At 33.6% G+C, this 24,894-nt stretch carries 22 protein-coding genes; 13 read left to right on the top strand and 9 right to left on the bottom strand.

Annotation, left to right across the window (positions count from 1 at the left end):
• Positions 1-43 precede the first annotated feature (43 nt).
• A complete protein-coding gene (locus EYY60_RS18210) occupies positions 44-2,731 on the bottom strand; it encodes a carboxypeptidase-like regulatory domain-containing protein (RefSeq protein ID WP_132990717.1) in 2,688 nt (895 codons plus the stop codon).
• A 31-nt stretch (positions 2,732-2,762) separates the two neighbouring features.
• A complete protein-coding gene (locus tag EYY60_RS18205) occupies positions 2,763-3,677 on the bottom strand; it encodes a GLPGLI family protein (RefSeq protein ID WP_132990716.1) in 915 nt (304 codons plus the stop codon).
• 232 nt (positions 3,678-3,909) lie between these two features.
• On the opposite strand from EYY60_RS18205, the gene EYY60_RS18200 reads away from it, so the two are divergent.
• The 4 genes from EYY60_RS18200 (at position 3,910) to EYY60_RS18185 (ending at position 6,152) form a co-directional block, all read left to right on the top strand.
• Positions 3,910-4,725, top strand: coding sequence for a hypothetical protein (locus tag EYY60_RS18200; protein WP_132990715.1), 816 nt, complete (start codon positions 3,910-3,912; stop codon positions 4,723-4,725).
• The gene (locus tag EYY60_RS18195) at positions 4,725-5,339 is read left to right on the top strand and encodes a deoxynucleoside kinase (RefSeq protein WP_132990714.1); all 615 of its coding nucleotides are present in this window, start codon (positions 4,725-4,727) and stop codon (positions 5,337-5,339) included. Before EYY60_RS18200 ends, EYY60_RS18195 begins: the two co-directional genes overlap by 1 nt.
• A gap of 146 nt (positions 5,340-5,485) precedes the next feature.
• Positions 5,486-5,782 carry a type II toxin-antitoxin system HigB family toxin gene (locus EYY60_RS18190; RefSeq protein ID WP_132990713.1) on the top strand — a complete coding sequence of 99 codons (297 nt, stop codon included), beginning with the start codon at positions 5,486-5,488 and terminating at the stop codon, positions 5,780-5,782.
• 1 nt (position 5,783) lies between these two features.
• Positions 5,784-6,152, top strand: coding sequence for a helix-turn-helix domain-containing protein (locus EYY60_RS18185; protein ID WP_132990712.1), 369 nt, complete (start codon positions 5,784-5,786; stop codon positions 6,150-6,152).
• An 86-nt stretch (positions 6,153-6,238) separates the two neighbouring features.
• Here the strand turns inward: EYY60_RS18185 and EYY60_RS18180 are convergent, their stop codons facing one another.
• From EYY60_RS18180 to EYY60_RS18160, 5 genes are all read right to left on the bottom strand, one after another.
• The gene (locus EYY60_RS18180; protein WP_132990711.1) at positions 6,239-8,791 is read right to left on the bottom strand and encodes a sodium-translocating pyrophosphatase; all 2,553 of its coding nucleotides are present in this window, start codon (positions 8,789-8,791) and stop codon (positions 6,239-6,241) included.
• 112 nt (positions 8,792-8,903) lie between these two features.
• Positions 8,904-9,434: an inorganic diphosphatase gene (locus EYY60_RS18175; RefSeq protein WP_095928087.1), complete on the bottom strand. Its 531-nt coding sequence runs from the start codon at positions 9,432-9,434 to the stop codon at positions 8,904-8,906.
• A gap of 112 nt (positions 9,435-9,546) precedes the next feature.
• Complete coding sequence (locus EYY60_RS18170; protein WP_132990710.1) at positions 9,547-10,146, bottom strand: DNA-3-methyladenine glycosylase family protein; 600 nt, start codon at positions 10,144-10,146, stop codon at positions 9,547-9,549.
• A 240-nt stretch (positions 10,147-10,386) separates the two neighbouring features.
• Complete coding sequence (locus tag EYY60_RS18165; RefSeq protein WP_394346646.1) at positions 10,387-12,891, bottom strand: DUF5686 and carboxypeptidase-like regulatory domain-containing protein; 2,505 nt, start codon at positions 12,889-12,891, stop codon at positions 10,387-10,389.
• A 64-nt stretch (positions 12,892-12,955) separates the two neighbouring features.
• Positions 12,956-13,933 carry a pyruvate dehydrogenase complex E1 component subunit beta gene (locus EYY60_RS18160; RefSeq protein ID WP_132990709.1) on the bottom strand — a complete coding sequence of 326 codons (978 nt, stop codon included), beginning with the start codon at positions 13,931-13,933 and terminating at the stop codon, positions 12,956-12,958.
• Positions 13,934-14,427: 494 nt separating this feature from the next.
• On the opposite strand from EYY60_RS18160, the gene EYY60_RS18155 reads away from it, so the two are divergent.
• The 4 genes from EYY60_RS18155 (at position 14,428) to EYY60_RS18140 (ending at position 18,034) form a co-directional block, all read left to right on the top strand.
• The gene (locus tag EYY60_RS18155; RefSeq protein ID WP_132990708.1) at positions 14,428-15,174 is read left to right on the top strand and encodes an electron transfer flavoprotein subunit beta/FixA family protein; all 747 of its coding nucleotides are present in this window, start codon (positions 14,428-14,430) and stop codon (positions 15,172-15,174) included.
• Between the two features lie 133 nt (positions 15,175-15,307).
• On the top strand, positions 15,308-16,276 hold the full coding sequence (locus EYY60_RS18150) for an electron transfer flavoprotein subunit alpha/FixB family protein (RefSeq protein WP_132990707.1): 969 nt from the start codon (positions 15,308-15,310) through the stop codon (positions 16,274-16,276).
• A gap of 163 nt (positions 16,277-16,439) precedes the next feature.
• Positions 16,440-17,063: a bifunctional nuclease family protein gene (locus tag EYY60_RS18145; RefSeq protein WP_132990706.1), complete on the top strand. Its 624-nt coding sequence runs from the start codon at positions 16,440-16,442 to the stop codon at positions 17,061-17,063.
• A 119-nt stretch (positions 17,064-17,182) separates the two neighbouring features.
• A complete protein-coding gene (locus EYY60_RS18140) occupies positions 17,183-18,034 on the top strand; it encodes a thymidylate synthase (protein WP_132990705.1) in 852 nt (283 codons plus the stop codon).
• Positions 18,035-18,074: 40 nt separating this feature from the next.
• On the opposite strand, the gene EYY60_RS18135 is transcribed toward EYY60_RS18140, so the two are convergent.
• Positions 18,075-18,371 (bottom strand): isoamylase early set domain-containing protein, encoded by a 297-nt coding sequence (locus tag EYY60_RS18135; RefSeq protein ID WP_132990704.1) that lies wholly within the window; start codon positions 18,369-18,371, stop codon positions 18,075-18,077.
• Positions 18,372-18,615: 244 nt separating this feature from the next.
• On the opposite strand from EYY60_RS18135, the gene EYY60_RS18130 reads away from it, so the two are divergent.
• The 4 genes from EYY60_RS18130 (at position 18,616) to porT (ending at position 21,491) form a co-directional block, all read left to right on the top strand.
• Positions 18,616-18,954: a 2TM domain-containing protein gene (locus EYY60_RS18130; RefSeq protein ID WP_132990703.1), complete on the top strand. Its 339-nt coding sequence runs from the start codon at positions 18,616-18,618 to the stop codon at positions 18,952-18,954.
• Positions 18,955-18,973: 19 nt separating this feature from the next.
• A complete protein-coding gene (locus EYY60_RS18125) occupies positions 18,974-19,456 on the top strand; it encodes a dihydrofolate reductase (RefSeq protein ID WP_132990702.1) in 483 nt (160 codons plus the stop codon).
• Between the two features lie 594 nt (positions 19,457-20,050).
• Positions 20,051-20,782, top strand: a complete 732-nt coding sequence (gene ubiE / locus EYY60_RS18120; protein ID WP_132990701.1) for a bifunctional demethylmenaquinone methyltransferase/2-methoxy-6-polyprenyl-1,4-benzoquinol methylase UbiE — start codon at positions 20,051-20,053, stop codon at positions 20,780-20,782.
• Position 20,783: 1 nt separating this feature from the next.
• The gene (gene porT / locus EYY60_RS18115; RefSeq protein ID WP_132990700.1) at positions 20,784-21,491 is read left to right on the top strand and encodes a type IX secretion/gliding motility protein PorT/SprT; all 708 of its coding nucleotides are present in this window, start codon (positions 20,784-20,786) and stop codon (positions 21,489-21,491) included.
• A 9-nt stretch (positions 21,492-21,500) separates the two neighbouring features.
• Here porT and EYY60_RS18110 read toward each other — a convergent pair whose 3' ends face one another.
• Positions 21,501-22,229: a TrmH family RNA methyltransferase gene (locus EYY60_RS18110; protein ID WP_132990699.1), complete on the bottom strand. Its 729-nt coding sequence runs from the start codon at positions 22,227-22,229 to the stop codon at positions 21,501-21,503.
• Between the two features lie 37 nt (positions 22,230-22,266).
• On the opposite strand from EYY60_RS18110, the gene tamL reads away from it, so the two are divergent.
• The gene (gene tamL, locus EYY60_RS18105) at positions 22,267-24,840 is read left to right on the top strand and encodes a translocation and assembly module lipoprotein TamL (protein ID WP_132990698.1); all 2,574 of its coding nucleotides are present in this window, start codon (positions 22,267-22,269) and stop codon (positions 24,838-24,840) included.
• Positions 24,841-24,894 lie beyond the last annotated feature (54 nt).

Raw genomic sequence — 24,894 nt, 5'->3', positions numbered from 1 at the left:
ATGAAAAAAAATACCTAAACATTAAAATTTTGCAATCAAAATACTACAAATTATATTTCATTGAAAAGATGATGTAGCGTGGCTGAACAGTATATTGCGAAACTCGTGTGGAAAACTGCGAGAAGCTGTCATCATTAAGATAAGTTGTATTTAATATGTTTGTCGCCGAAATTTTATATTCCCATTTGCTGTCCTTTTTTTGGTAAACTAAACTGGCACTTAAAAAGTCATATTCGTTATCAACCGTTTTGCTTCCATTATAATAATGATAGAATTCATACTCTGAAACAAATGAAAAACTGTTCCAGAAATAATAATCTAATCTCGCAAAAGGTTTGTCTGTATAATAAGTAGAACCGCTGTATTGATTGATCAAGGCATTATAACCTAGCTCTAAATTAGGCAAGTTTTTATAATTTGTTGCCGCTTTTACCGTATAACTTTGAGTGAAACTTTCTGTTGTAGCCAAAACGTTATTCTGAATATTGTTGAATTTTGACCAATTCAAACTTGCCGTTGCCGATGCTTTGTAATTTTTCAAGAAAGAGCGCCCGTAACTTCCCATTCCGCTTGCGGTTTCATCTGCCAAATTGGAATTGTATGGAACTGAAGATTGGTTAATTCCATCAAAATTCGCCTTTGTTTTGATCGCATCAACTTTTTTAGTGTATGTTGCGTTGGCAAAAATATTTTCGAAATTAAACATATTATATTTAAAATAACGTAGCGAATGCACTTGTGAAGTTGCATTTTCTAAAAGACGATTTCCTCGGAACAAACTGCTGTAATCAGACAAAACATAACCCGCCGCAAGCTGATTTATATCTGTAAAATCGTTTGACAAAGAAAAATTATACGTCAATGTTTCCGACTTTTTGATTTGATATAAAGCAAAGAAATCAGGCAACACTTTTGTAAAACTTTGAGAATAATCCGTTCCAAGCTGTCCGTTTGTCATTTGATACGTATGCAAACTTACTCCCGGTGTCAAAGTAAATTTTCCAGTCAATATCTTAAAATGAAATCCTAAAAAAGCATCATTAAATCTGTAATCAACATCATTGTTGTTTTCTGCTGCATTCAAATCGTTTTTGTTTCCGTTATCTAACATCTGGAAAATATGCGAATTGAAGTTTTGGTACGAATACGTATTTCCTACAGTAACATTGAAATTACTTTTTGGCGTTACCATATAATAGTAATCCAATTTTGCATCTAGTTTGTTTGTTTTCACAAAACGATCCTGATTCAAATCATTTCGGTTTTGTCCCGAAATGTATCCGGCCAAATCAAAAGGTTGTGAACGCAAATTTGCATTATAAAACGGATTTTCGTCTTGATATAAATGCTGTGCCTCAAAAGCAAAAATGTTTTTGTCGCTTTGCGTGTAATACAAACTTAAGTTTTGATTTACCGATGTTGGATCTTGCTTTTTCTGTGTCAAAATGGTTTCAACTGCCGAAACATTATTCACAACCGATTCACGAAGCAAATCTGTGTCTTCATTTTGTTTTGACAACTTGGTCAAAATATCATAATCAAACTGAAATTTATCGCTTGGTTTATAACTCGAACTCAATTTAAAAAGTCCTAGATTGTTTTTTTGATGCGTCATTTCATCACGTTTCTGCTGATCACCAGAATCTAAAATTGTAGTTTGTGATTTGGTTTCTAAATCTGTTTTTGAAACCGAAAGAATTCCGAAACCACTAATATTCCAAGCTTTTGTAGGGTTATAGGAAAAATTCGTTGCGCCAAATTTGGTTTCAATTTCTTTAGCACGATTGTTTCTTAAAACTGAAATTCCCAAATCATTTGACGAAACATTAAAATTGCTTCCGCCCTTTTTCATCATATTTTTGAAACCACCAGTAAACTTGAAATAATCCTGCGCCGTGAGAGGCAATTCGCCAATATTATTAAAATTGGTAATTAAATTAATGCTGTATTTTGGACTGTAGTAAAATAATTTCGGATTGATAATATAACGGCTGTCAAGTTCTGCAACGCCAACTCCTGCAGTCACATCACCAAACCAAAAGTTCTTTTTGCCCGATTTCAGTTTAATGTTCATAGCCACATTATCCTGATCATTTTCAAGACCTTTTAACTGACTAACTTCGTTGTAATTTCTTAAAACCTGAACTTTATCAATGGCATCTGCTGGAATATTTTTAACGCCGAGTTTGGTATCTCCGTCAAAAAAGTCTTTCCCTTCGACCATTAATTTGCTGACTTTTTTTCCTTCAACTTCAATTTCACCATCAGCATTTACCTCAACTCCAGGTAGTTTTTTCAAAACATCTTCCAGTTTTTTTTCTGTTCCCGATTTAAACGAATCGGCGTTATAGACAATTGTATCGCCTTTTATAGAAACCGGCATTTCACGCACGATTTCAACACCTTCAAGTTCAATTCCCGCGCCATCCATTACAATATTCTGAACAATGTTTTCCGTATTGGTCGAAATGGCCACCTCTTTAGATTTCATTCCAAGATAACTTATCTTAATTGTATACGAAGTATTTGGCTTTAAAGTCAGCTGAAATTTTCCTTTATCATTTGTAATACCATAAGAATCCATTGCTTTGGTTCCGTTATTAACCGCCATAATGTTGGCCATTTCCAAAGGATTTTTTTGCTCGTCTTGAATAATACCATCAAAACGAACCGTTTGAGCAAAAGTTATCGAGGTCATTAAAAAAATGACGAAAAGAAATATATTTTTCATGGAGAAAATCTAAAAGATGATATGCTTACAATTATCGTCTGATCATTACAGGACCACCACCTGGACCGCCTTCACGACCACGGTTCATTTCTCTAAACTCTTCCATTTTTTTGATTACTGTTTCATCGTAATCTTTTTGAGAAATTGTTTTCCCTTTCGTAGGTGCTTTTATTTCGACTTTATCTTTGGCATTCAAAACAATTTTCGAACATAAAATAGTGGTTCTTCCGTCGTTTACTTCCAAAATCAAACCCGGAAGTCCCCAATAATTTTCTGGTCCTTGATTCACCGGAATTTCTGGAGAATACCAAGCTGTTATAATGATTTCTTTAGGAATTTCGAAGTTGTCCTGAAAGTTTGTTTTCGTTTCGCCAGAAGTTTTCTTTGTGTCATCTTTTTTCTCTTCCGGCTTTTTATCATCATTATTTTTTGGTCTGAAATTTCTAAAATCGGTTTTGCTGGCTTCCTTTACCGCTGTTGCTTTGTAACATGTATAACCTCCAATTTGTTTAGTTTCAGATTCCATTTTCCAATTTAATTTTGGCAAAGAATCTACTACTAGAAATTCTTTTCCCATAAATTCTTTGTCAACTGTGTACGATTTGCTTTTTACATTTTTATAGAAAGTGCCTCCACCACCCATGAACGAATTCATCATGATGCGCATGCCGCCTCCTTGTTGTCCTGGAGTTTCTAGTTTTTCTTCTTCTTTATAAATAGAAGCCGATTTGTCAAAATTTAAAATAAAGGTTTTTTCAAGCATTTTTTTCATTCGCTCCTCCATGTTTTTTTGCATTTCAGGCGTAATATCTCTATTGGCACGCATTCCGTCCATTTTTGGAGCTTGGGTTTTTGACTCGTAAACGGCCATTCCCTGAAAATCTTTTTGTGCTTGTACTTGAGAAAAAACAAGCAGTAAAGACATATAAAAAAACACTTTTTTCATTTTCATTTTATTTAAATTGGCAAATCCGATAAACTTACACTCAAATGTATTATTTATTTTAAAATACTAAAAAAATAATATATCAGTTCTGTTAAGGCATAGACAAAATGTACTATTTTTTAGACTATTACGTTTTAAAAAGGTTTAAAATGCAAAATCGGCAAAAACGCACTTTTTTAGCCCTCAATAATACAGTTTTTTGTAATTTGGCTCTACAGAAACCCAAAAAATCATGACCAAAAAGGCACTTACATTTCTATTTTTAATTTTAATTGCCGGCTTTCCGTCTGTACTTTTGGCACAAAATTCAAAAATAAATCCTGTTTCAATTTCTCATACAGCCCTCAATGCTGATACATTTTTAGGCTACGATTCTTTTGGTTTTATTTATCAGATAAACAACAATGTTTTCAGCAAAATAAAAGGAAAAGAGGTTTTTGAATACAAAAATGTCTCATTAGGAAGCATTACGAGAACCGATTTGCAAAATCCTCTAAAAATGGTTTTGTATTATGAAGATTTCAATACTGTTGTTTTGCTGGACAATCAGCTAAACAAAATCACCGAAATCAATTTTACGTTGAATACTACGCCAATTGTCGTAAGCGCAATTGGAATGTCAACTCAAAATCAATTATGGATTTACAATGCATTGAATCAACAAATTGGATTATTTGATTATTTAAAAAACGAATATAAAACAGTTTCGATTCCGTTAACAGAACCTATAAAATATTACCAGACGGATTTTAATGCTTTTTATTGGATCGACAAAAAAAACAACTGGTTCTCATGTGATATTTTCGGAAAAATCACCAGCCTCGGAAATGTGCAAGATTTTGATAAAATCGAAATAATTGACGCGCAAAAATACATTTTCAGCAAAGGTAATCACTTGTATTTAAGAGACATTAGCAAAGAGAAAACCGAAGTAATTTCTGAAATTGAAATTTTACAAAAATCGTTTGACAATTTCTATTACAAAGACCAAATTTTATCTATTTTTACAGCTAAAGAAATTGTAAATTATAAAATCGTAACACCGTAATGCACATAGCAATAGCAGGAAATATAGGCGCAGGAAAAACAACCTTGACTAAATTATTAGCCAAACATTTTAAATGGGAGCCTCATTACGAAGATGTGGTTGACAATCCATATCTAGACGATTTTTATCACCAAATGGAGCGCTGGTCGTTCAATTTGCAGATTTATTTCTTGAACAGCCGTTTTCGTCAAGTGCAACAAATTCGCGAAAGCGGTAAAAAAATCATTCAAGACAGAACGATTTATGAAGATGCTTACATCTTTGCTCCCAACTTGTACTCTATGGGTTTGATGACAAGCCGTGATTTTGAGAATTATACGTCGTTGTTTGAATTAATGGAATCATTGGTAAAAGCTCCCGATTTATTGATTTATTTAAGAAGTTCTATTCCGAATCTTGTTGGACAAATCCACAAACGTGGACGCGAATACGAAAATTCAATTTCAATTGATTATTTAAGCCGACTAAACGAAAGATATGAAGCTTGGATTCAGACTTATACTAAAGGCCGATTGTTGATTATTGATGTTGACAATATCAATTTTGTTGACAATCCAGAAGATCTAGGAAACATCATTAATAGAATTGATGCCGAGTTGAATGGGTTGTTTTAGAACACCAATTGCACTAATTTTCACGAAATAAAAAATGCCTCTAAAATTATTTAGAGGCATTTTTTATTTAAAAATTTTCCTACTTTTGTGACAATTAAATAAATTTCCCTATTTGGGAAAAAACCAATATATTTGTCAAACTAATTATGAGAATAATAGCAAAAAGAACACTGCAAAATTTTTGGGAAAGATTTCCAAATTCCAAACAACAGCTTTTAGCTTGGTATCAAGTTTTTGATAAAAATGATTTTGCAAATTCTAACGTTATAAAATCTTCTTTTGGTACTGCAGATTTTGTAGGCAACAACAAAGTAGTTTTTAATATTTGTGGAAATCATTATCGCCTAATAGTAAAAATAAATTATGAAACACAAATTGTGTACATTCTTTTTGTTGGAACCCATAGTGAATATGACAATCTAAAAGATATTAAAAATTTATAAGATGAACATAAACCCAATAAAAACAGAACAAGACTATAATGCAGCTTTAGAAAGAGTCGATTCTATTTTTGACGCTAAGCCAAACACTATTGAAGGTGATGAGTTAGATATTCTAGTAACACTTATAGAAAAATACGAACAAATACATTTTCCAATCCCTGAACCAGATCCTATAGAAGCCATAAAATTTATGATGGAACAAAATGGATTAACTGATGCTGATTTAGGAATTATACTAAACAGTCGTTCGAGAGTATCAGAATTATTCAATAGAAAAAGAGCCTTAACAATAAAACAAATTAGAGTTTTAACCGAAGCGCTTCATATTCCAGCTTCAACTTTAATCAAAGAATATAGTTTAAATCCATAAAAAATGCCTCTAAAATTATTTAGAGGCATTTTCATTTTTATATCCTAACAGGTTTTAAAAGCCTGTTAGGATCACAACTTGTATTCTTATTTTACAGCTTCAATCTTAGCTTTTACTTCAGCTTCTGTTCCTTCATAAACTTCAGTTGTTGTTTTGCCGTTTTCTGTTTTTGTTACTGTTCCAATGGTTTTGCCATTTTCATTTCTCAATTCAACACGAAGCTCTTTTTTCTCATATTTGCTTGTATCAAAACAATCTGTCTTTTGGTGAATATATTTTCCGTTTGCATCATAATGCGCTAGGCATTTTGCAGTTTCTTCTGCTGTACATCCTTTCTCTTTGCACATCTTAATGCATTCTTCTTTTGTCATTGAAGATAAATCGCCACATTTAGAAACTCCACCTGCATGCATTTCCATTTTAACGCAACAAGAACCTTTTTCAGCCATTCCAGAAGATGAATGTCCTTCACCTAAAATTGGTGCAACAACTAATCCTATCAAGCAAGTTAATTTAATCAAAATATTCATTGATGGCCCAGAAGTATCTTTAAACGGATCTCCAACTGTATCTCCAGTAACTGCAGCTTTGTGCGCATCAGAACCTTTATAAGTCATTTCGCCGTTGATCATAACTCCAGCTTCAAAAGACTTTTTAGCATTATCCCAAGCACCTCCGGCATTGTTTTGGAAAACTGCCCAAAGCACTCCAGAAACCGTAACTCCAGCCATATAACCTCCTAACATTTCAGCGATCAACTGATTGTTATCTGCATAAACTAATTTCCCTATTAATACAATTGCGATAGGAAAACCAATTGTCAAAATTCCTGGAAGCATCATTTCGCGTAAAGCGGCTTTTGTCGAAATTTCAACACATTTTCCGTATTCTGGCTTTCCAGTTCCTTCCATAATTCCTGGAATTTCCTTGAATTGGCGGCGCACTTCGTAAACCATATCCATTGCCGCTTTTCCAACAGAATTCATAGCCAAAGCCGAGAAAACTACTGGAATCATTCCTCCGACAAACAACATTGCTAAAACTGGTGCTTTAAAAATATTGATTCCGTCAATTCCTGTAAAAGTCACATAAGCAGCAAATAATGCTAATGAAGTCAAAGCTGCAGATGCAATTGCAAAACCTTTTCCGGTTGCTGCAGTTGTATTTCCAACAGAGTCTAAAATATCAGTTCTAGTACGAACTTCTTTTGGCAATTCGCTCATTTCAGCAATTCCTCCAGCATTATCAGAAATTGGTCCGAAAGCATCAATTGCTAATTGCATTGCCGTTGTCGCCATCATTGCAGAAGCCGCCAACGCCACTCCATAAAATCCTGCCAAAGCATAAGAAATCCAGATTGCTACAGCGAATAATAATACCGTTGGAAAAGTCGAAATCATTCCGGTTGCTAAACCAGCAATAACGTTTGTTCCTGCTCCTGTTGAAGATTTTTGAACAATTGCCATAACTGGTTTTGTCCCTAATCCTGTATAATATTCTGTTACCGATGAAATAGCTCCACCAACAACTAATCCGACTAATGTAGCATAAAAAACACGCATTGAAGAAATTTGTTGTGAACCTTCTCCAAAAAATTCCATTGTCATTACTTCAGGCAACATATGTTGCACCAAAAAGAAACAAGCAATAGCTGTTAAACCGATAGAAACCCAGTTTCCGATATTTAAAGCCTTTTGTACTTGTGCTTCTCTAGCACTATCATCTGAAATTTTCACCAACATTGTCCCGATAATCGAAAATAAAATTCCGAAACCAGCAATTGCCATGGGAAGCAAAATCGGACCAATTCCTCCAAAAGCGTCATTGATGCTTCCACCCATATCTTTGATAACATAATTTCCTAGAACCATTGCAGCTAAAACTGTCGCAACGTAAGATCCAAATAAATCAGCTCCCATACCTGCAACGTCTCCTACGTTATCACCCACGTTATCAGCAATTGTAGCAGGATTACGCGGATCATCTTCTGGAATTCCTGCTTCAACTTTACCAACTAAGTCGGCGCCAACATCGGCAGCTTTTGTGTAGATTCCACCTCCAACTCTAGCAAACAATGCAATTGATTCTGCTCCAAGTGAAAATCCTGCCAGAGTTTCCAAAACAACGGTCATTGTTTCGGTGTCTTTCCAAACACCGCCTGAAAATAAATTAAAGAAAATTATAAAAAAAGCAGTTAATCCTAAAACAGCTAAACCTGCAACACCAAGTCCCATTACAGTTCCTCCACCAAAAGAAACTTTTAAAGCTTGAGGCAAACTTGTGCGCGCAGCCTGAGTCGTCCTAACGTTTGTTTTAGTTGCGATTTTCATTCCCATATTTCCTGCTAAAGCAGAAAAGAATGCACCAAAAATAAATGCTACTACGATTAATAAATGGGTTTTTACTCCCGGAATAAAAGTGATTCCAGCCAAAGCTAAACTGGCAATAATTACGAAGATGGTTAATAGTTTATATTCGGCTTTTAGGAAGGCTAAGGCTCCTTCGTAGATGTAATCTGAAATCTCTTTCATCTTACCGTCTCCGGCATCTTGTTTTAAAACCCAAGTCCTTTTTATTCCCATGAAAAGTAATCCTAAAACTGCCATGACAATTGGCAGGTAAATCATAAATGCATTCATAATTATTTAATGGTTTTGGTTAATAGTCAACAATCTAACTAAAACGAATTTAAACAAAAAAGCAATACTCCTAACGGAGTATTGCTTTTTTTATAAAATATGAATGCTAAAATTATTTAATGCTAAATAATCCTGCTGGTTTATTTTCAATATCGTCAAAACGCTTCGTGCATTCTGCAATAATTTCGTATGCTTCTTTTACATCTCCCCATCCTTCAACATCAACTTTTTTGTTTTCAAGATCTTTGTAAACTTGGAAAAAGTGCTCGATTTCTTTTACTAAGTGAGGGTTGATATCTGATAAATCTGTTAATGAATTCCAGATTGGATCTGAAACTGGTACACAAATAATTTTCTCGTCTGGTCCTTTATCATCTGCCATGTGGAAAACACCAATTGGCTTAACTTCCATTACACATCCAGGGAAAGTTGGTTCGTTTACTAAAACCAATACATCAAGAGGGTCACCATCAAGAGCTAAAGTTTCTGGAATAAATCCATAATCAGCTGGGTACATCATTGAAGAGAACAACATTCTGTCGAAACGCATTCTTTTGATTTCAAAATCGTACTCGTATTTATTTCTGCTTCCTCTTGGTATTTCGATTAATACATCGAAAGTCGTTAGTTTGTCTGCGGTCATTTTCGTTTTTTATTATATCTTATAATTTCGGTTGCAAAAGTAACCAAACATTCTATTTTTACAATAAAAAAACAGGTTAAATTATCTGTATTAGGTATTAAAAAACAAGCATTTAATACGTTATTGTGCGATTTCGCTTTTTTAAGTAATGATGCCAAAGCAAATAGGTCGCATATGACCTATACGGAATCCATTGTTCTGCATGATTTTCCATTTCTTGTTTATCATGAATGTTGAACAATTCTTTCATTGTATTCACAACTGCAATATCTCCAAGTGGAATTAAATCTGGTTCTTCCAAACAAAACATCAAATAAATATCGATGGTCCAATTTCCAATTCCTTTGAGTTTTATAAGTTCCTCCCGAACCTCTTTTGCTGATTTTGAAGCTAGACTTTCAATATCCAATTCTTTGCTTAAAACCGCTTCTGCCAAAATTTTAATATATTTTGTTTTTTGACGACTTACCCCAAGACTCCTAAATTCTTCATCAGACAAAATAGCCATATTTTCTGGGTTACAGTCTTTATAGGCTTTAATTTTTAAGAATGTGGCTTTCGCCGAATCAATAGAAACCTGCTGTTCCAATATAAGCAATACCAAAGTTTCAAAACCTTGAGGGCGTCTTGGAATTTGAGGCATTCCGTATTTCTCGATTATTTCCTGAAATATTGGATTTTTATTCGTTAGAAAATCGATGGCTTCCTGCATTACTTTAATTGTTTAAGTCAATTCCAAAATTAATTAAAAAAGAATCTCGCAAAAGCGCAGAGACGCAAAGTTTTATTTCACGCAGATTTTGCAGATTTGAGCAGATTTTTTTTTGAAAATTATAAATCTGCGCTCATCAGCTTAAATCTGCGGAATCTGCGAGAAACAAATTTTACTCTACAAAAAAAGTCGCAAAGAATTTAAACCTTTGCGACTTTGTAACTTTGAATCTTTGCAACTTTAAAAATAGAATCCGAAAGATCCTTTTACAGCAAATTTATTAGCATCAGGCATATTCAAATAGTTTCCTCTCCAAGAGAAATCAATTCGGAACACTTTAAAAATATTTCCGATTCCGGCATTATATTCCCAATAAACATTTTCTGGCGCATTATATGGCTGACCAGAAGCATTAATAGCTCTATTGGCATCCGAAATAGTTCCGTGAACCGCTTTAATTCCGACAAATTCCCTCCAGTTTAATTTTCTCATAAACGGAACTCTTGCAAATAATCTTCCTTGAAAATTATGTTGCCATTGCAAGGTTGTATATTGATCTGTAATGAATTCGTAGAAATTCAAGTTGCTGAATGTATTTTCAATTGTCCAATACGTCTGGTTCCCCGGAACAACGCTCATCAAGCCTAACGGAATTGTGCCAAACGTTTTTCCTGTTTCAACAATAATATCCGTTCTTCCTAAAGGCCCAATAATAATGGGCTGTTTGTAATAGACCTGAATTTTTTCGTAAGCAAAATCACTATTAAAAACTCCTTTTAAACCGTAACTAAAATTCACAAAGAAATGGCTAAACGGGCTATCGACTAAATCTCTTTCAACTCCGTAACCAATCGTTTTACGATTCGGCATATACTCAAACTGAATATTGGCTTCAGACTGTCTTACTTTACTTTGAATAACTCCGGCAGGATTTTCTGCACTTGGCAAAGTAGAATAATAATCTAAACTAAATGTTGGCGAAGCCGATTCTAAAGTTCGATATGAAAAACCCGTTTGAATTATAAAATTCTTTTTGGCTTCAATCTCAAAAGAAACATTGCTCAAATTAATATTCGTCAATTTTCCATTACTGCTTGTCGTAAATAAAGCTGAAGAAGCAAAACTTCGCCCTAAAATATCATTTGTCGTAGTCAAACTCGCTCCAATTTGCTCAATATCGCGCCTGTTTCCTCCAGAAATAATGATTCGGTTTTTCTTATCCACCATCCATTTTCCAGAAACTCCGTACTTGAATTTGTTATCGTTAAAACCATACGCTGTGTAAGCTTGAACGCGCCAAGGATCGTTTGGTCCAAAATAAGTTCTTCCTCCAACTCTAACTCTTAAACCTTCAACTTCATTATAACCAAAAGTCGAGAAAATTGGACCATAATCGAAGTTTTTAAACTCGACATAACCACTTCCTAAAATGGAGACAAGGCTATACAATTGCTTAAATCGCTTGACCGTTTGTAGTGTGTCGAGCATTTTATAGATTCCTGCTTCGTCTTTATTTAATTTTTCAAAACGATTTTCCTCCCAAAATTCAGGCGGTCGGTCGTAAACAGCATTGTCTATAAAATTGACTTCTTCTTTATAAAACTTCTCTGGTTTCTGAATATTGAATTTATGATTTCGATATAAAGTCGTTCGCTTTCCATAAACTCCTTTTGATTTTTCTTTTTTATTCAAAGCAAAATCAGACATCATATAATCACGCGTCAGAAGGAAAACAGAATCGTTTTCTACTTCAAATTCCTGTTCGATATAAATATCTTTTACCCAGTTAATATTGGCACTTTTCGTCACGCCCATATTAATTTTCTTGATGGCAAAAGTGGTATCGTTTACCCAAAAATCTCCTTTAAAAGTCAATTCGTTTTTTCGCCTCGGATAAAAAACAATATTATAACACCATTTTTTATCTACAAAAGCACTGTCTTTTAGCACATAATTGTAAACATCAATTCCTGTTTTTGAAAGTGGACTCGTAAAACTCTTATCAAAAAATTTAAGGTGATTGTCGTAAATATTATAATCAGAATAAAGGTCTTTTACGAAAGATAAAATCTGCTGATTTCCGTTGAAACCAGACATTTTATTTCCTGTCAGATTCTCTTTTACTTTCTTTATTTTATTATCACCATAAACATCATAAACTGATTCATTGATAAAAATTGGAAGATACGTTTTACCCGTAACATCAGAAGTATCTACATGATCAAAAATAAACTCCATTCCTTTAAAGAGTTTGTTTTTCATCAAAGCACTGTCGATTGTGTTCATATCAAACTCGACCTTTTCGTACTTCTGCATCTGATATTGATTGAATTGGTAAAGCCCATTTTTACGCTTTCTTTCCCAAATTTTCCTCAAAATATCTAAAGCTGGGTTATTCTTTTTAGACGTTTTTCCGGTATAAATTACAACTTCATTTAGCACTTGTTCTTCAAATAAAACAATTTTGAAATTGTAATTGACTGCTTTTTCTAGAGGAACTTCCTTATCTGAAAATCCTGCAGAACTTACTAACAAAGCAGTATAAGTATTTGGTGATTCCAAATAAAAACGACCGTCTTCATTAGAAACGATTCCAGTATTAGAACCTTTGAAAACAACATTTGCAAAAGGTACTGGCTGATTTGATTTATCCAAAACAATTCCACTCACTTTTGTTTGTGCAGTTCCAAGATTCACAAAGGCGAATACAAAAAATAGGCTGAGTAAAATTATTCTTTTTATCATTTGGCAAAAAAAAACTTCATCAATTAATATGACTGATGAAGTTTTATAAGTATTGTTGAATTTCTTATTTGTACATTACTTTCTTTACTGCTTTTACTACATCACCCGCATTTGGCAACCAGTCTTTAAGCAATACAGGAGAGTAAGGCGCAGGAGTATCAGCAGTTGTGATACGCTGAATTGGCGCATCAAGGAAATCGAATGCTTGTTCCTGAACAATATATGTGATTTCAGAAGAAAGGCTGGCAACTGGCCAAGCTTCTTCAAGAATTACTAAACGGTTTGTTTTCTTAACCGATTTTAAGATCGCGTCTTTGTCCATTGGACGAACTGTTCTTAAATCGATAATCTCACAAGAGATTCCTTCTTTAGCTAATTCATCAGCAGCGATGAAAGCTTCTTTGATGATTTTTCCGAATGAAACGATAGTTACATCTGTTCCTTCACGTTTAACATCAGCAACTCCTAGAGGAATTGTATATTCTCCGTCTGGCACTTCACCTTTGTCGCCATACATTTGCTCAGATTCCATAAAAATAACTGGATCGTTATCACGGATAGCCGATTTCAAAAGTCCTTTTGCATCATAAGGAGTTGAAGGCACAACAACTTTAAGGCCTGGAGTGTTAGCAAACCAGTTTTCTAAAGCTTGAGAGTGAGTAGCTCCTAATTGACCAGCAGAAGCAGTTGGTCCACGGAAAACGATTGGCACATTAAATTGTCCACCAGTCATTTGACGCATTTTAGCAGCATTATTTATAATTTGATCAATACCAACTAAACAGAAGTTGAATGTCATATATTCTACAATTGGGCGGTTTCCGTTCATTGCAGAACCTACTGCAATTCCTGAAAAACCAAGCTCAGCAATTGGAGTATCGATTACTCTTTTTTCACCAAACTCAGCAAGCATTCCTTTTGAAGCTTTGTAAGCTCCGTTGTATTCTGCAACCTCTTCTCCCATTAAATATATGGATTCATCGCGACGCATTTCTTCGCTCATCGCTTCGCAAATGGCCTCTCTAAATTGTATTGTTCTCATATTTATATTGTATGTTGAATTTTCTGAAGAGCAAAAATAAATATTTTAAATCACTTAAAAGCATAAATTGAATTTAAAATCGCACGAACTTTCTTCTCTTCTCATGCTTTTAACTTTTTAAAACTTATTGTGATATTTACGAAATCGATATAATTGTTATTATTCTCTTCCGAAAAACACTTTTCATACAAATCCAACCCTATTTGTGTAATTCTGATTTATTCAAATTCGACCATTTAAACGGAATTGATCAAAATTTAGTATAAATCTCATCTAATTTTAACAGTTGACACCCTTCGGCCCATTACGAATTTACTAAGAATCAGGCAAAATAACTGAATTTTCGATTTCACAACCAGACAAAAGCGCTTCCAAATTTCAAAATCTTCGAAAACGTAATAGTTTTTAAAAAATATTATGCGCGCATAGTATATTATTCCGATTTTAATTTCTAAATTTGTCAAAGCATATTATTAAATTCAAAATATATACTTATGAAAATACTGGTTTGCATCAGCCACGTGCCTGATACTACTTCAAAAATTAACTTTACCAACGGTGACTCAGAATTTGATACCAATGGTGTACAATATGTAATTAACCCGAATGATGAGTTTGGTTTAACACGTGCTATTTGGTTTCAAGAACAACAAGGAGCAACGGTAACTGTTGTTAATGTTGGAGGACCAGATACTGAACCAACTTTACGTAAAGCATTAGCAATTGGAGCAAATGAAGCTATTCGTGTAAATGCTAATCCAACTGACGGATTTTTTGTTGCAAAACAATTAGCAGAAGTAATTAAAAATGGAGGTTACGATCTTGTAATTGCAGGAAAAGAATCTTTAGATTATAACGGAGGAATGGTTCCTGGAATGATCGCCGGAATTTTAGGTTCTAACTTCTTAAACTCTTGTACAGCAATAACTGTTGATGGAAATAACGTAAAAGCAGTTCGTGAAATCGATGGTGGAAAAGAAACTGTAAGCACTACACTACCTTTAATTATTGGAGGACAAAAAGGTCTTGTTGAGGAAAAAGACCTACGCATTCCGAACATGAGAGGAATTATGACAGCAAGAACTAAAGCCTTGACTATTCTTGAGCCAGTTGACGCTCCGATTAATACAAAAGCGGTAAAATTTGAAAAACCAGCTCCAAAATCAGCAGTGAAATTAGTTTCTCCTGATAATTTAGATGAGTTAATCAATTTATTACACAACGAAGCGAAGGTTATTTAAGATTGTAGATTTTAGATTGCAGATTGCAATACTAAATCTACATTTTGATTCACTTCAAAATCTAAAATCAATAATCTTTTTAGATTTCAATTTTCTAAAATCTGAAATCTAAAATCTAAAATCTAAAATTGTTATGTCTATATTAATATATGCAGAATCTGCAGAAGGAAAATTTAAAAAAGTAGCTTTCGAATTAGCTTCTTACGCTAAGAAAGTAGCCGAATCATTAGGAACAACCGTTACAGCTTTGACTGTAAACATCAGCGACGTAAGCGAATTGGGCAAATACGGAGTTGATAAAGTATTAAAAGTAAACAACGATAAATTAGCTGGTTTTACAGCTAAAGCTTACGCTGATGTAATCAAACAAGCTGCTGAAAAAGAAGGGACAAAAGTAGTTTTACTTTCTTCTACAACAGACAGCATTTATCTTTCATCATTAGTTGCAGTAGCTTTAAATGCTGGTTTTGCTTCAAATGTTGTAGGATTGCCAGTAAGCACTTCTCCTTTTCAAGTAAAAAGAAATGCTTTCTCTAACAAAGCTTTCAATATTACTCAAATCGATACAGACGTAAAAGTTCTTGGTCTTGCTAAAAACTCTTACGGAATTTTTGAAAGCGCAGGAGCCGCAACAGCTGAAGACTTCAACCCAACAATTGGAGATAATGACTTTGGTGTAAAAGTAGAATCTGTTGAAAAAGTAACTGGGAAAGTTTCTATTGCTGATGCTGATATCGTAGTTTCTGGCGGACGTGGATTGAAAGGTCCAGAAAACTGGGGATTAGTTGAAAATTTAGCTGCAGTTTTAGGCGCTGCAACAGCATGTTCTAAGCCCGTTTCAGATTTAGGATGGAGACCTCACAGCGAGCACGTGGGGCAAACAGGAAAACCAGTTGCAACAAACTTATACATTGCAATCGGAATTTCTGGAGCAATCCAGCATATTGCCGGAATCAACTCATCTAAAGTAAAAGTTGTAATCAACAATGACCCAGAAGCTCCTTTCTTTAAAGTTGCTGATTACGGTATTGTTGGAGATGCTTTTGAAATTGTTCCTCAATTAACAGAGAAACTTAAAGCTTTCAAAGCTCAGCATTCTTAATCCAAGAATTCTTAAATAATATAGCTGCCTGAAAACAAGATAATCGTATCTTTGTTTTAAGGCAGCTTTTTTGTTCAATTTTTTTTGATTAAAATTGCACCTTTATTTTCTAATCAAAAAAAGTATTAAAATGTGGCGCTAAGTGCCCTTTTTTCAATCATATATGAGTCTAGTAAAATTATCCATAAAAGGAATTTCATACAGCCAAACTCAAAATGGCGCTTACGCCTTAATTTTGAATGAAGTTGATGGCGAAAGAAAATTACCTATCGTAATTGGCGCTTTTGAAGCCCAATCGATTGCTATTGCCTTAGAAAAAGAGATCAAACCTCCTCGCCCATTAACGCATGATTTATTCAAAAACTTTGCAGAGCGATTTGACATTGTTGTAAAACAAGTAATCATACACAAACTTGTTGACGGTGTTTTTTATTCTAGTCTGATCTGCGAAAGAGATAAAATCGAAGAAATTATTGACGCAAGAACATCAGATGCAATTGCATTGGCATTACGTTTCAACGCACCAATTTTCACCTATAAAAACATTTTAGACAAAGCCGGAATTTATTTAAAATCCAATTCTGGAGATGGTGACCAAGGCACTCAAGAAATCGACGATGTACTTTCTAATCCAGAGACTTTTGGACATGAAGAAGAAAGCAACCAATCTGGCGATGTTTATGCTAAACATTCATTGCAAGAATTAAATGAGCTTTTGGACCAGGCAGTTTCTCAAGAAGATTACGAAAAAGCCGCAAAAATCAGAGACGAAATCTCTAGAAGATAATTTTGAGGCTGTAAGCCGTAAGCTTTAAGCTATAAGCTTAAAGCATAATCATAAAAAAAAACAAACTTTAAGCATTAGGAAAAAAGCCTAAAGCTTAAAGCCTAAAGCCTAAAGCAATAATGAAACAATACTTAGATTTAGTAAAACACGTTTTAGAAAACGGCAATCAAAAAGGAGACAGAACCGGAACCGGAACTAAAAGCGTTTTTGGCTACCAAATGCGTTTTGATTTAAGTGAAGGCTTCCCAATGGTCACGACCAAAAAACTCCATTTAAAATCCATCATTTATGAATTACTTTGGTTTTTAAAAGGCGATACAAACATAAAATACCTTCAAGAAAATGGCGTTAAAATCTGGGATGAATGGGCTGATTCCAACGGTGATTTAGGGCCTGTTTACGGGCACCAATGGCGCAATTGGAACAGTGAAGAAATCGATCAGATCTCTGAATTAATCACAGAATTGAAAACAAATCCAAACAGCCGCAGAATGCTCGTTTCGGCTTGGAATCCTTCAGTTTTGCCAGACACTAAAAAATCTTTTGAGGAAAACGTTGCAAACAATAAAGCTGCTTTGCCACCTTGCCACGCCTTTTTTCAATTTTATGTGTCGAGTCCCGATATTGAAAAAGGCGAAACAAAAGGCAAGCTATCTTGCCAGCTTTATCAGCGAAGTGCTGATATCTTTTTAGGAGTTCCTTTCAACATTGCTTCTTATGCATTATTAACCATGATGATTGCTCAAGTTTGCGATCTTGAAGCTGGTGAATTTATTCACACTTTTGGAGACGCGCACATTTACAACAATCACTTTGAGCAATTGGAACTGCAACTTTCAAGAGAACCAAAACCTCTTCCAAAAATGATTTTGAATCCTGCAATTAAAAACATTTTTGATTTTGATTATGACGATTTTACACTTGTAGACTATGAACCACATCCAGGAATAAAAGGAAGTGTAGCTGTATAAAAACATAAAAAAATCCGCTTAAATTTTTAAGCGGATTTTTTTATACTGCCAGGACACTATTTTCGCTTCCTGCAAAATCATTCCATTTATAAGAATCTGCCTCAGGCTCGTTAACATAAACTCCGTCAATTAAATACTTAAACTCATAAATGGCATCTTTCACCAAATCATAAGTTGCTTTAAAAGTTCCGTTTTTTAACTTACTCAAAGTCCCTTCTTCTGGATTCCAATTATTAAAATCTCCAACTACAGCTGCCGTACTTGCATCTTTAGCTTCTACAGAAAAAGTAACTTTTACCACTGGTTTTGTTTTGATAAATTGCTTCTTTAAAGACATAACTATTTAGTTTTTAGATTGATATGTCTAAGTTACACAAATTCGACTGAACTTTCAATACTCCATTATCCGATTTACGACAATAGCAAAAATGCATATTTATTTTAATCATATCCATAAATTAATCCGCGATAATTTTTTGATTTCAAATTCTTAACTACTTCAAAAGCAAATATTATAGAATCAAAATTCCTTGTTTTCAAAATAAATTTTAACTTTATAACCTCATTTCATTTAATATCTTATGGAAAAAGAAGTACACGAACAGTATGAATATGCCAGAAGAAGACTCAGACAAAAGAAAATTCTATATTTTCATTTTGTACTTTTTCTAATCGGAAGCTTATTTTTATTTGTTGCCAATAGATTTTTCGGTTTTGGAGCTGGAACAAATCAAAATTGGTGTATATGGGGAATTACGATATGGCTCTTTTTGTTCATTTTACACTTTATAAAAGTCTATATTACTGACCGATTCATGAATAAAAAATGGGAAAGAGAACAAATTGACAGACTTGTTGCACTGCAGCAGAAAAGAATCAGTCAATTAGAATCCAAAATAAATGCGGATACTGAAAAATAAAATTTTAGTTTAGAATGCCATGATTATAATGATAGCGGCTGTAGCCGAAAACAATGCTCTCGGAAAAAATAATGATTTAGTATGGCATTTGCCAAATGATTTCAAAAGATTCAAATCGCTTACAACGAATCATTACATCATTATGGGAAGAAAGACTTTTGAAAGTTTCCCAAAACCTTTGCCTAACAGAACTCATGTTATCATAACACGTCAAACCGATTATCAGCCTGAAGGCTGCATTGTAGTTGACAGTATCGAAAAAGCAATTGCAGTTTGTCCTGAAAATGAAGATTCATACATCATTGGCGGAGGTGAAATCTACAATCTTGCGATGCCTTATGCTGATATAATTGAAATAACCAAAGTTCATCATATTTTTGATGCAGATACTTTTTTCCCAAAAATCAACGAAAATGAATGGATGCTGGTAGAATCAGAAGAAAACTTTAAAGATGACAAACATCTTTATGATTATACTTACCAAACGTATATCCGTAAATAAAAAAACATCCTCTTGTGAAGGATGTTTTTTAAACAATTGATTTTAAGATTTTGACTCTTTCGAGAAATAGTTTTGGTAAAAAAAATCACAAATGTGTAAACACTTGAAATAACTGAATAACATTAATGTTAATTTGAGAACAAGTCTCAAAACGCCTTTAATAACAAATACCACTAAGATATTAAAGGCAAGAAAATTAAAATTTCCAAAAACAAATTTAATCCTAAGAACGTACTTTGCACTTTTAACTTTTAAAATGATGCTGCTTTTAAGAACAGCATTTCAAAACTACTTACAAGAACAACTGAATTACCAGTGCAAAAGAAGCAACCATTTGATTTAAGTCATATTTTTCAATCAATCATTAAAATTTTCATCATTTTATCTTTGACAAATTTGTGCATAAATCCAGCGCTACACAATACCCACTTTTGGTGATTTTTTTAAAATACCCACTTTTGGTGATATGTTTCAACAGACAAAAACAACGAGCTTGCAACATCAAAAATCTCGCTTTTAAAACATTTGGTTTACAAATTGAAAAAGCCAATTACAGTTAAGTCAGATTGTATTATATTTGCCTAAATAAAAAAAATGTCTGAAAAAATAACTCCATATAAAGACTCTTCTTTAGGGAAGAAAGAGCAGGTTGCCCAAATGTTTGACAACATTTCTGGGAACTATGATAATTTGAACCGTGTCATCTCATTTGGGATTGATGTGAAATGGCGAAAAAAAGTATTAAAAATAGTATCTGACACAAAGCCAAAAGTCATTCTGGATATTGCTACTGGAACTGGCGATCTAGCTATTTTAATGGCACAAACCAATGCCGAAAAAATAATTGGTTTGGATATTTCGGCGGGAATGCTTGAAGTTGGAAAAAAGAAAGTAGCCGAAAAAAATCTTTCAAATACTATTGATTTGGTTTTGGGAGATTCTGAAAATATTCCTTTTGAAGACAACTATTTTGATGCTATAACTGTTGGTTTTGGTGTTCGAAACTTTGAAAATTTAGAAAAAGGATTTGCCGAAATTTTAAGAGTTTTAAAACCAAACGGCATATTTGTAATTCTTGAAACTTCTGTTCCAGATAAAACTCCATACAAACAAGGATACAAATTTTATAGTAAAAACATCCTCCCAATAATCGGAAAATTATTCTCAAAAGACAATTCTGCTTATGGTTATTTATCAGAATCTGCTGCTGCTTTTCCATATGGAGAGGCATTAAACAATATTTTGAGAAAAATTGGGTTTATAGATGTTGTGGCTATGCCTCAAACCTTCGGAGTTGCAACCATTTATTCTGCTTCTAAAAAATAGTATGAAAAAAACAGTAATCTTAATTTTATTAGTCTTATCGACAAAAGGATATTCGCAATTTGCTAAAAGCATGTTTAGCAAAGATCCCATTATAAACCTTGAAAATTGGCAAAAACAACGCCTTTATTTTGGTTACTATTTAGGATTCAATAGTTTTGACTTTAAATTTGACTATAAAAACGTTACGTCTCAAGACATTCAGGTAAAAAAAACAACTGGATTTAATGTGGGAGTTGTAGCCGATTTAAGATTACAGGAATATATAAACCTGCGTTTTGAACCAGGTTTATACTACACTAAACGTGATTTATATTATCCTTTTTTCTCTTCTCAAACTGATTACTTAAGAGAAGTAAACAGCACTTACATTCATTTTCCGCTATTGTTGAAATTCTCTTCTTTGCGTACAGGAAATATCCGTCCTTATTTAGTTGGCGGAATGTCGACAACCTTGAATTTATCGAGCAATTCAAAATCTCAAGATGATAATTCTCAGCAAAAATTCAGAGTAAAACCTTGGACAGCAGCTTATGAAATGGGTGTTGGAATTGATTTCTTTACAGAATACTTCATTTTTTCTCCGTCAATCAGAGGAATGTTTGGCATAACTGATGAATTAATCAGAGATAATGACCCATACAGTCCTTGGACAGGAAATATAGACTCTATGAAATCTAGAGCCATTTTAATAAATTTTACTTTTCACTAAAACAAATAGCTAACTATTTCGTTTAAATTCACTGAGAATAATTGCTGTTGCGGTAGCGACATTTAAACTTTCGGTTTTTTGTAGCTCTCCAAATCTTGGAATTGTGAGTCGGCTTGTGACCATTTTTTCAATTTCTGCCGAAATACCATTGGCTTCATTACCCATAATGATGATTCCGTTTTGAGGCAAATTTGATTTATAAATGTTATCGCCGTCCATAAAAGTTCCAAAAATCGGAAGTTTTGTTTGAGCGATAAAGCTTTTCAAATCAACATAATTTGCATTTACTCTGGTTATAGATCCCATTGTAGCCTGAACCACTTTTGGGTTATAAATATCTACAGTTTCTTTTGAGCAAATGATTTGTTTGATGCCAAACCAGTCGCAAAGACGCATAATTGTTCCTAAATTTCCAGGATCACGAATGTCGTCTAAAGCCAAAATCAATCCTGATTCGATTATTTTATTTTCGGCAGGGATTTTGAATACAGCCAAACAAGTATTTGGAGTTGACAAAGCACTTATTTTCTTTAACTCCTGTTCATTAATAAGAGTACGTTTTGAAGAATGAACCACTTCAAAATCATTTTGTGTGGTGTATAAATGCTCTAATTCAAAGTTGGATTGCAACAATTCTTGAATTACTTTTACTCCTTCGGCAAAAAATAATTGATTTGCAAAACGTTGTTTTTTTTGATGCAAGCCTGAGATAAGTTTTATTTGGTTTTTACTAACCATAAAATAATGTACTTTTGAATTAAATATTTATAAACACTTGAAAAATAATTCCACAAAAATAACAGCATTTATTCTAATAGCAACACTTATTTGTGCTTGTAATGCCGTAAAAAGAGTTCCAGATGGAAAAAACCTTCTTGTAAAAAATAATATTCTTGTAAACGGAAAATCATCAAATGATGAAATTGCCACGAACCAAATGTACCAAAAACCAAACGGAAAACTGTTGGGTTTTAAATTACGTTTGAACTTATACAATTTAGCCAATTTAAATCCTGACTCTACTTATAAAGCAAAATTCGACAATCACCCGGGCAGATATGAGCGTTGGTCAAAATTATTATCAGCTAAACAGGTCGATCGTCTTGGCCAATCTTTTATAAATAAAGGCTTAAATGATTTCTTAAAAAATACGGGAGAGGCTCCTGTAATTATTGATACTGCAAAAACAAGAAAATCTTTGGTTCGTTTAAAATATTACTATTTGAATAATGGTTTTTTCAAAGTGCAAACAGATTATACTATTGACACTGTTGGAATCAAAAGAGCCAAAATAAACTACAATATCACAACAGGACCGGCCTATACATTAGATTCTATAAGAACTACGATTATGACTCCTGCACTTGATTCTTTGTACAACAACAGCAGAGAACCTTCAATCTTGAAATCTGGAAACCAATACAAAACCACTGATTTTGAAGACGAAAAAAATCGTATTACAACTTACTTCAGAAACAATGGAGCTTATTATTTCCAACCAACTTATGTAACTTTCGACATTGACACAATCGGCAAAAAAAATAAAGCGGACGTAAATTTAATCATCAACAACAATAGCATTCAGGAAAAAGATTCAAGCAGAACAGAACCTTTTAAATTGTACAAAATCAGCGATGTGAACATTTATACAGATTATTCACCCGCTAATGCTAAAACCAAAATCAACGACAGTATTTCGTACAACAACTTTAATTTATACGGTTACAAAAAAATCAAATACAAACCGCGAGCTATTACTGATGCCGTTTTTATTACAAAAGGAAGCACTTTCTCTGATACAAGAACAACGCTTTCTTCTCGATATTTGAACAATTTAAAAATCTTCAATTATCCTTCAATACAATATGAAGTCGATAAAAGAGATTCTACAGCACAATCTTTAATTGCGAATGTTTATTTAACTCCAAGAAAGAAATACAGTTTTGGAGCAACGCTTGACGTAACACACTCTAACATTCAGGATTTTGGTATTGGAGCGAGTATTTCTGAAACGATTCGAAATGTATTTAATCGTGCTGAAACACTGGAAATTTCTGCACGTATGAACATTGGTTCATCAAAAGACATGGCGAATCCTAACAATAATTTCTTCAATGTTTCAGAATATGGACTTGATATGAAATTGAATTTCCCAAGGATTTTGATGCCTTTTGGAACCGAAAAAATTATTCCGAAAAGAATGATTCCTTCTACATCAATATCAAGCGGTTTTTCTAAGCAGCGAAATATTGGTTTGGATAAAGAAAACTTTACTGGAGGAATTGCGTACAATTGGTCGCCAAAACGTCACAATACGGCAAAATTAGAATTATTGAACGCGCAATATGTTCGAAACCTAAACCCAAACAATTATTTTAATGTTTATACTTCTTCATATGATGAATTGAATGGCATAGGTAAAGATTACAATATAAATGATGAAAACTGGGGAACTACACCCGAAGAACAAGCTAGAAAAAACCTAACTATCCCTCAAGGAACTACAGGATTCACTGATGATGTATTGAATAACAGAACTGCATTACAGCCAGGAGATCCAGAGTATCGCGATGTAGAAAGCATTGAAGAACGAAGAGTTCGTTTGACCGAAAATGACTTTATTTTAGCTACAAGTTATACATTTACCAAAACCACTAAAAAAGATTTAGCCGACAATACTTTCTATCAATTTAAAACAAAAGTAGAATCGGCAGGAACTTTATTATCAGCCATTTCAAACATTGCGAGTCTGCCAAAAAACACAAATGGGAATTATGAAATATTCAATTTAGAATATTCAGAATACATCAAAACAGAATTCGATTATATCAAACACTGGGATTTTGGGAAAGAAAATGTAGTAGCAGTAAGAAGTTTCTTTGGGATTGCAATTCCTTTTGGAAACTCAGATTACATTCCGTTTTCACGAAGTTATTACTCAGGAGGTTCAAATGACAATCGTGCATGGCAACCTTACTCATTAGGACCTGGAAGTACAGACGCAAAGGATGATTTTAATGAAGCAAATATGAAGATTGCCCTTAGTGCTGAATATCGTTTTAAAATTCTGGGAGATGTCAAAGGCGCAATTTTTGCAGACGCAGGAAATATCTGGAATGTACTCGATAATGTCATTGATGAAAAGGCAAGATTCAACAACGTAAACGATTTAGCTGAAATTGCTTTAGGAACAGGATTTGGTTTACGATACGATTTAAGCTTTTTTGTTGTTCGATTAGATTTAGGCTTCAAGACTTATAATCCGGCACATGAGAAGGGAGACCGATGGTTTAAAGAATACAATTTTGGACACTCCGTTTTAAATTTTGGAATAAATTATCCTTTCTAATGCTAATTAATTCTTATTTTTGCAACCTAAAAACTAAAAACAACTATAAAAAAA

It is taken from the genome of Flavobacterium zhairuonense (assembly GCF_004352915.1).
Taxonomy (GTDB): domain Bacteria; phylum Bacteroidota; class Bacteroidia; order Flavobacteriales; family Flavobacteriaceae; genus Flavobacterium; species Flavobacterium zhairuonense.
Note: the sequence above shows the minus strand (reverse complement) of the source record. Positions and strands in the feature narration are given on the sequence as shown.

What these genes read in the sequence shown, in the direction of transcription:
- EYY60_RS18145 (WP_132990706.1), top strand. Translation starts at nt 16,440, where the DNA reads ATGAGTCTAGTAAAATTATCCATAAAAGGAATTTCATACAGCCAAACT.
- EYY60_RS18200 (WP_132990715.1), top strand. Translation starts at nt 3,910, where the DNA reads ATGACCAAAAAGGCACTTACATTTCTATTTTTAATTTTAATTGCCGGC.
- EYY60_RS18205 (WP_132990716.1), bottom strand. Translation starts at nt 3,677, where the DNA reads ATGAAAAAAGTGTTTTTTTATATGTCTTTACTGCTTGTTTTTTCTCAA.
- ubiE (WP_132990701.1), top strand. Translation starts at nt 20,051, where the DNA reads ATGTCTGAAAAAATAACTCCATATAAAGACTCTTCTTTAGGGAAGAAA.
- EYY60_RS18110 (WP_132990699.1), bottom strand. Translation starts at nt 22,229, where the DNA reads ATGGTTAGTAAAAACCAAATAAAACTTATCTCAGGCTTGCATCAAAAA.
- porT (WP_132990700.1), top strand. Translation starts at nt 20,784, where the DNA reads ATGAAAAAAACAGTAATCTTAATTTTATTAGTCTTATCGACAAAAGGA.
- EYY60_RS18185 (WP_132990712.1), top strand. Translation starts at nt 5,784, where the DNA reads ATGAACATAAACCCAATAAAAACAGAACAAGACTATAATGCAGCTTTA.
- EYY60_RS18160 (WP_132990709.1), bottom strand. Translation starts at nt 13,933, where the DNA reads ATGAGAACAATACAATTTAGAGAGGCCATTTGCGAAGCGATGAGCGAA.
- EYY60_RS18195 (WP_132990714.1), top strand. Translation starts at nt 4,725, where the DNA reads ATGCACATAGCAATAGCAGGAAATATAGGCGCAGGAAAAACAACCTTG.
- EYY60_RS18190 (WP_132990713.1), top strand. Translation starts at nt 5,486, where the DNA reads ATGAGAATAATAGCAAAAAGAACACTGCAAAATTTTTGGGAAAGATTT.
- EYY60_RS18210 (WP_132990717.1), bottom strand. Translation starts at nt 2,731, where the DNA reads ATGAAAAATATATTTCTTTTCGTCATTTTTTTAATGACCTCGATAACT.
- EYY60_RS18165 (WP_394346646.1), bottom strand. Translation starts at nt 12,891, where the DNA reads ATGATAAAAAGAATAATTTTACTCAGCCTATTTTTTGTATTCGCCTTT.
- EYY60_RS18150 (WP_132990707.1), top strand. Translation starts at nt 15,308, where the DNA reads ATGTCTATATTAATATATGCAGAATCTGCAGAAGGAAAATTTAAAAAA.
- EYY60_RS18135 (WP_132990704.1), bottom strand. Translation starts at nt 18,371, where the DNA reads ATGTCTTTAAAGAAGCAATTTATCAAAACAAAACCAGTGGTAAAAGTT.
- EYY60_RS18140 (WP_132990705.1), top strand. Translation starts at nt 17,183, where the DNA reads ATGAAACAATACTTAGATTTAGTAAAACACGTTTTAGAAAACGGCAAT.
- EYY60_RS18175 (WP_095928087.1), bottom strand. Translation starts at nt 9,434, where the DNA reads ATGACCGCAGACAAACTAACGACTTTCGATGTATTAATCGAAATACCA.
- EYY60_RS18180 (WP_132990711.1), bottom strand. Translation starts at nt 8,791, where the DNA reads ATGAATGCATTTATGATTTACCTGCCAATTGTCATGGCAGTTTTAGGA.
- EYY60_RS18155 (WP_132990708.1), top strand. Translation starts at nt 14,428, where the DNA reads ATGAAAATACTGGTTTGCATCAGCCACGTGCCTGATACTACTTCAAAA.
- EYY60_RS18170 (WP_132990710.1), bottom strand. Translation starts at nt 10,146, where the DNA reads ATGCAGGAAGCCATCGATTTTCTAACGAATAAAAATCCAATATTTCAG.
- EYY60_RS18130 (WP_132990703.1), top strand. Translation starts at nt 18,616, where the DNA reads ATGGAAAAAGAAGTACACGAACAGTATGAATATGCCAGAAGAAGACTC.
- EYY60_RS18125 (WP_132990702.1), top strand. Translation starts at nt 18,974, where the DNA reads ATGATTATAATGATAGCGGCTGTAGCCGAAAACAATGCTCTCGGAAAA.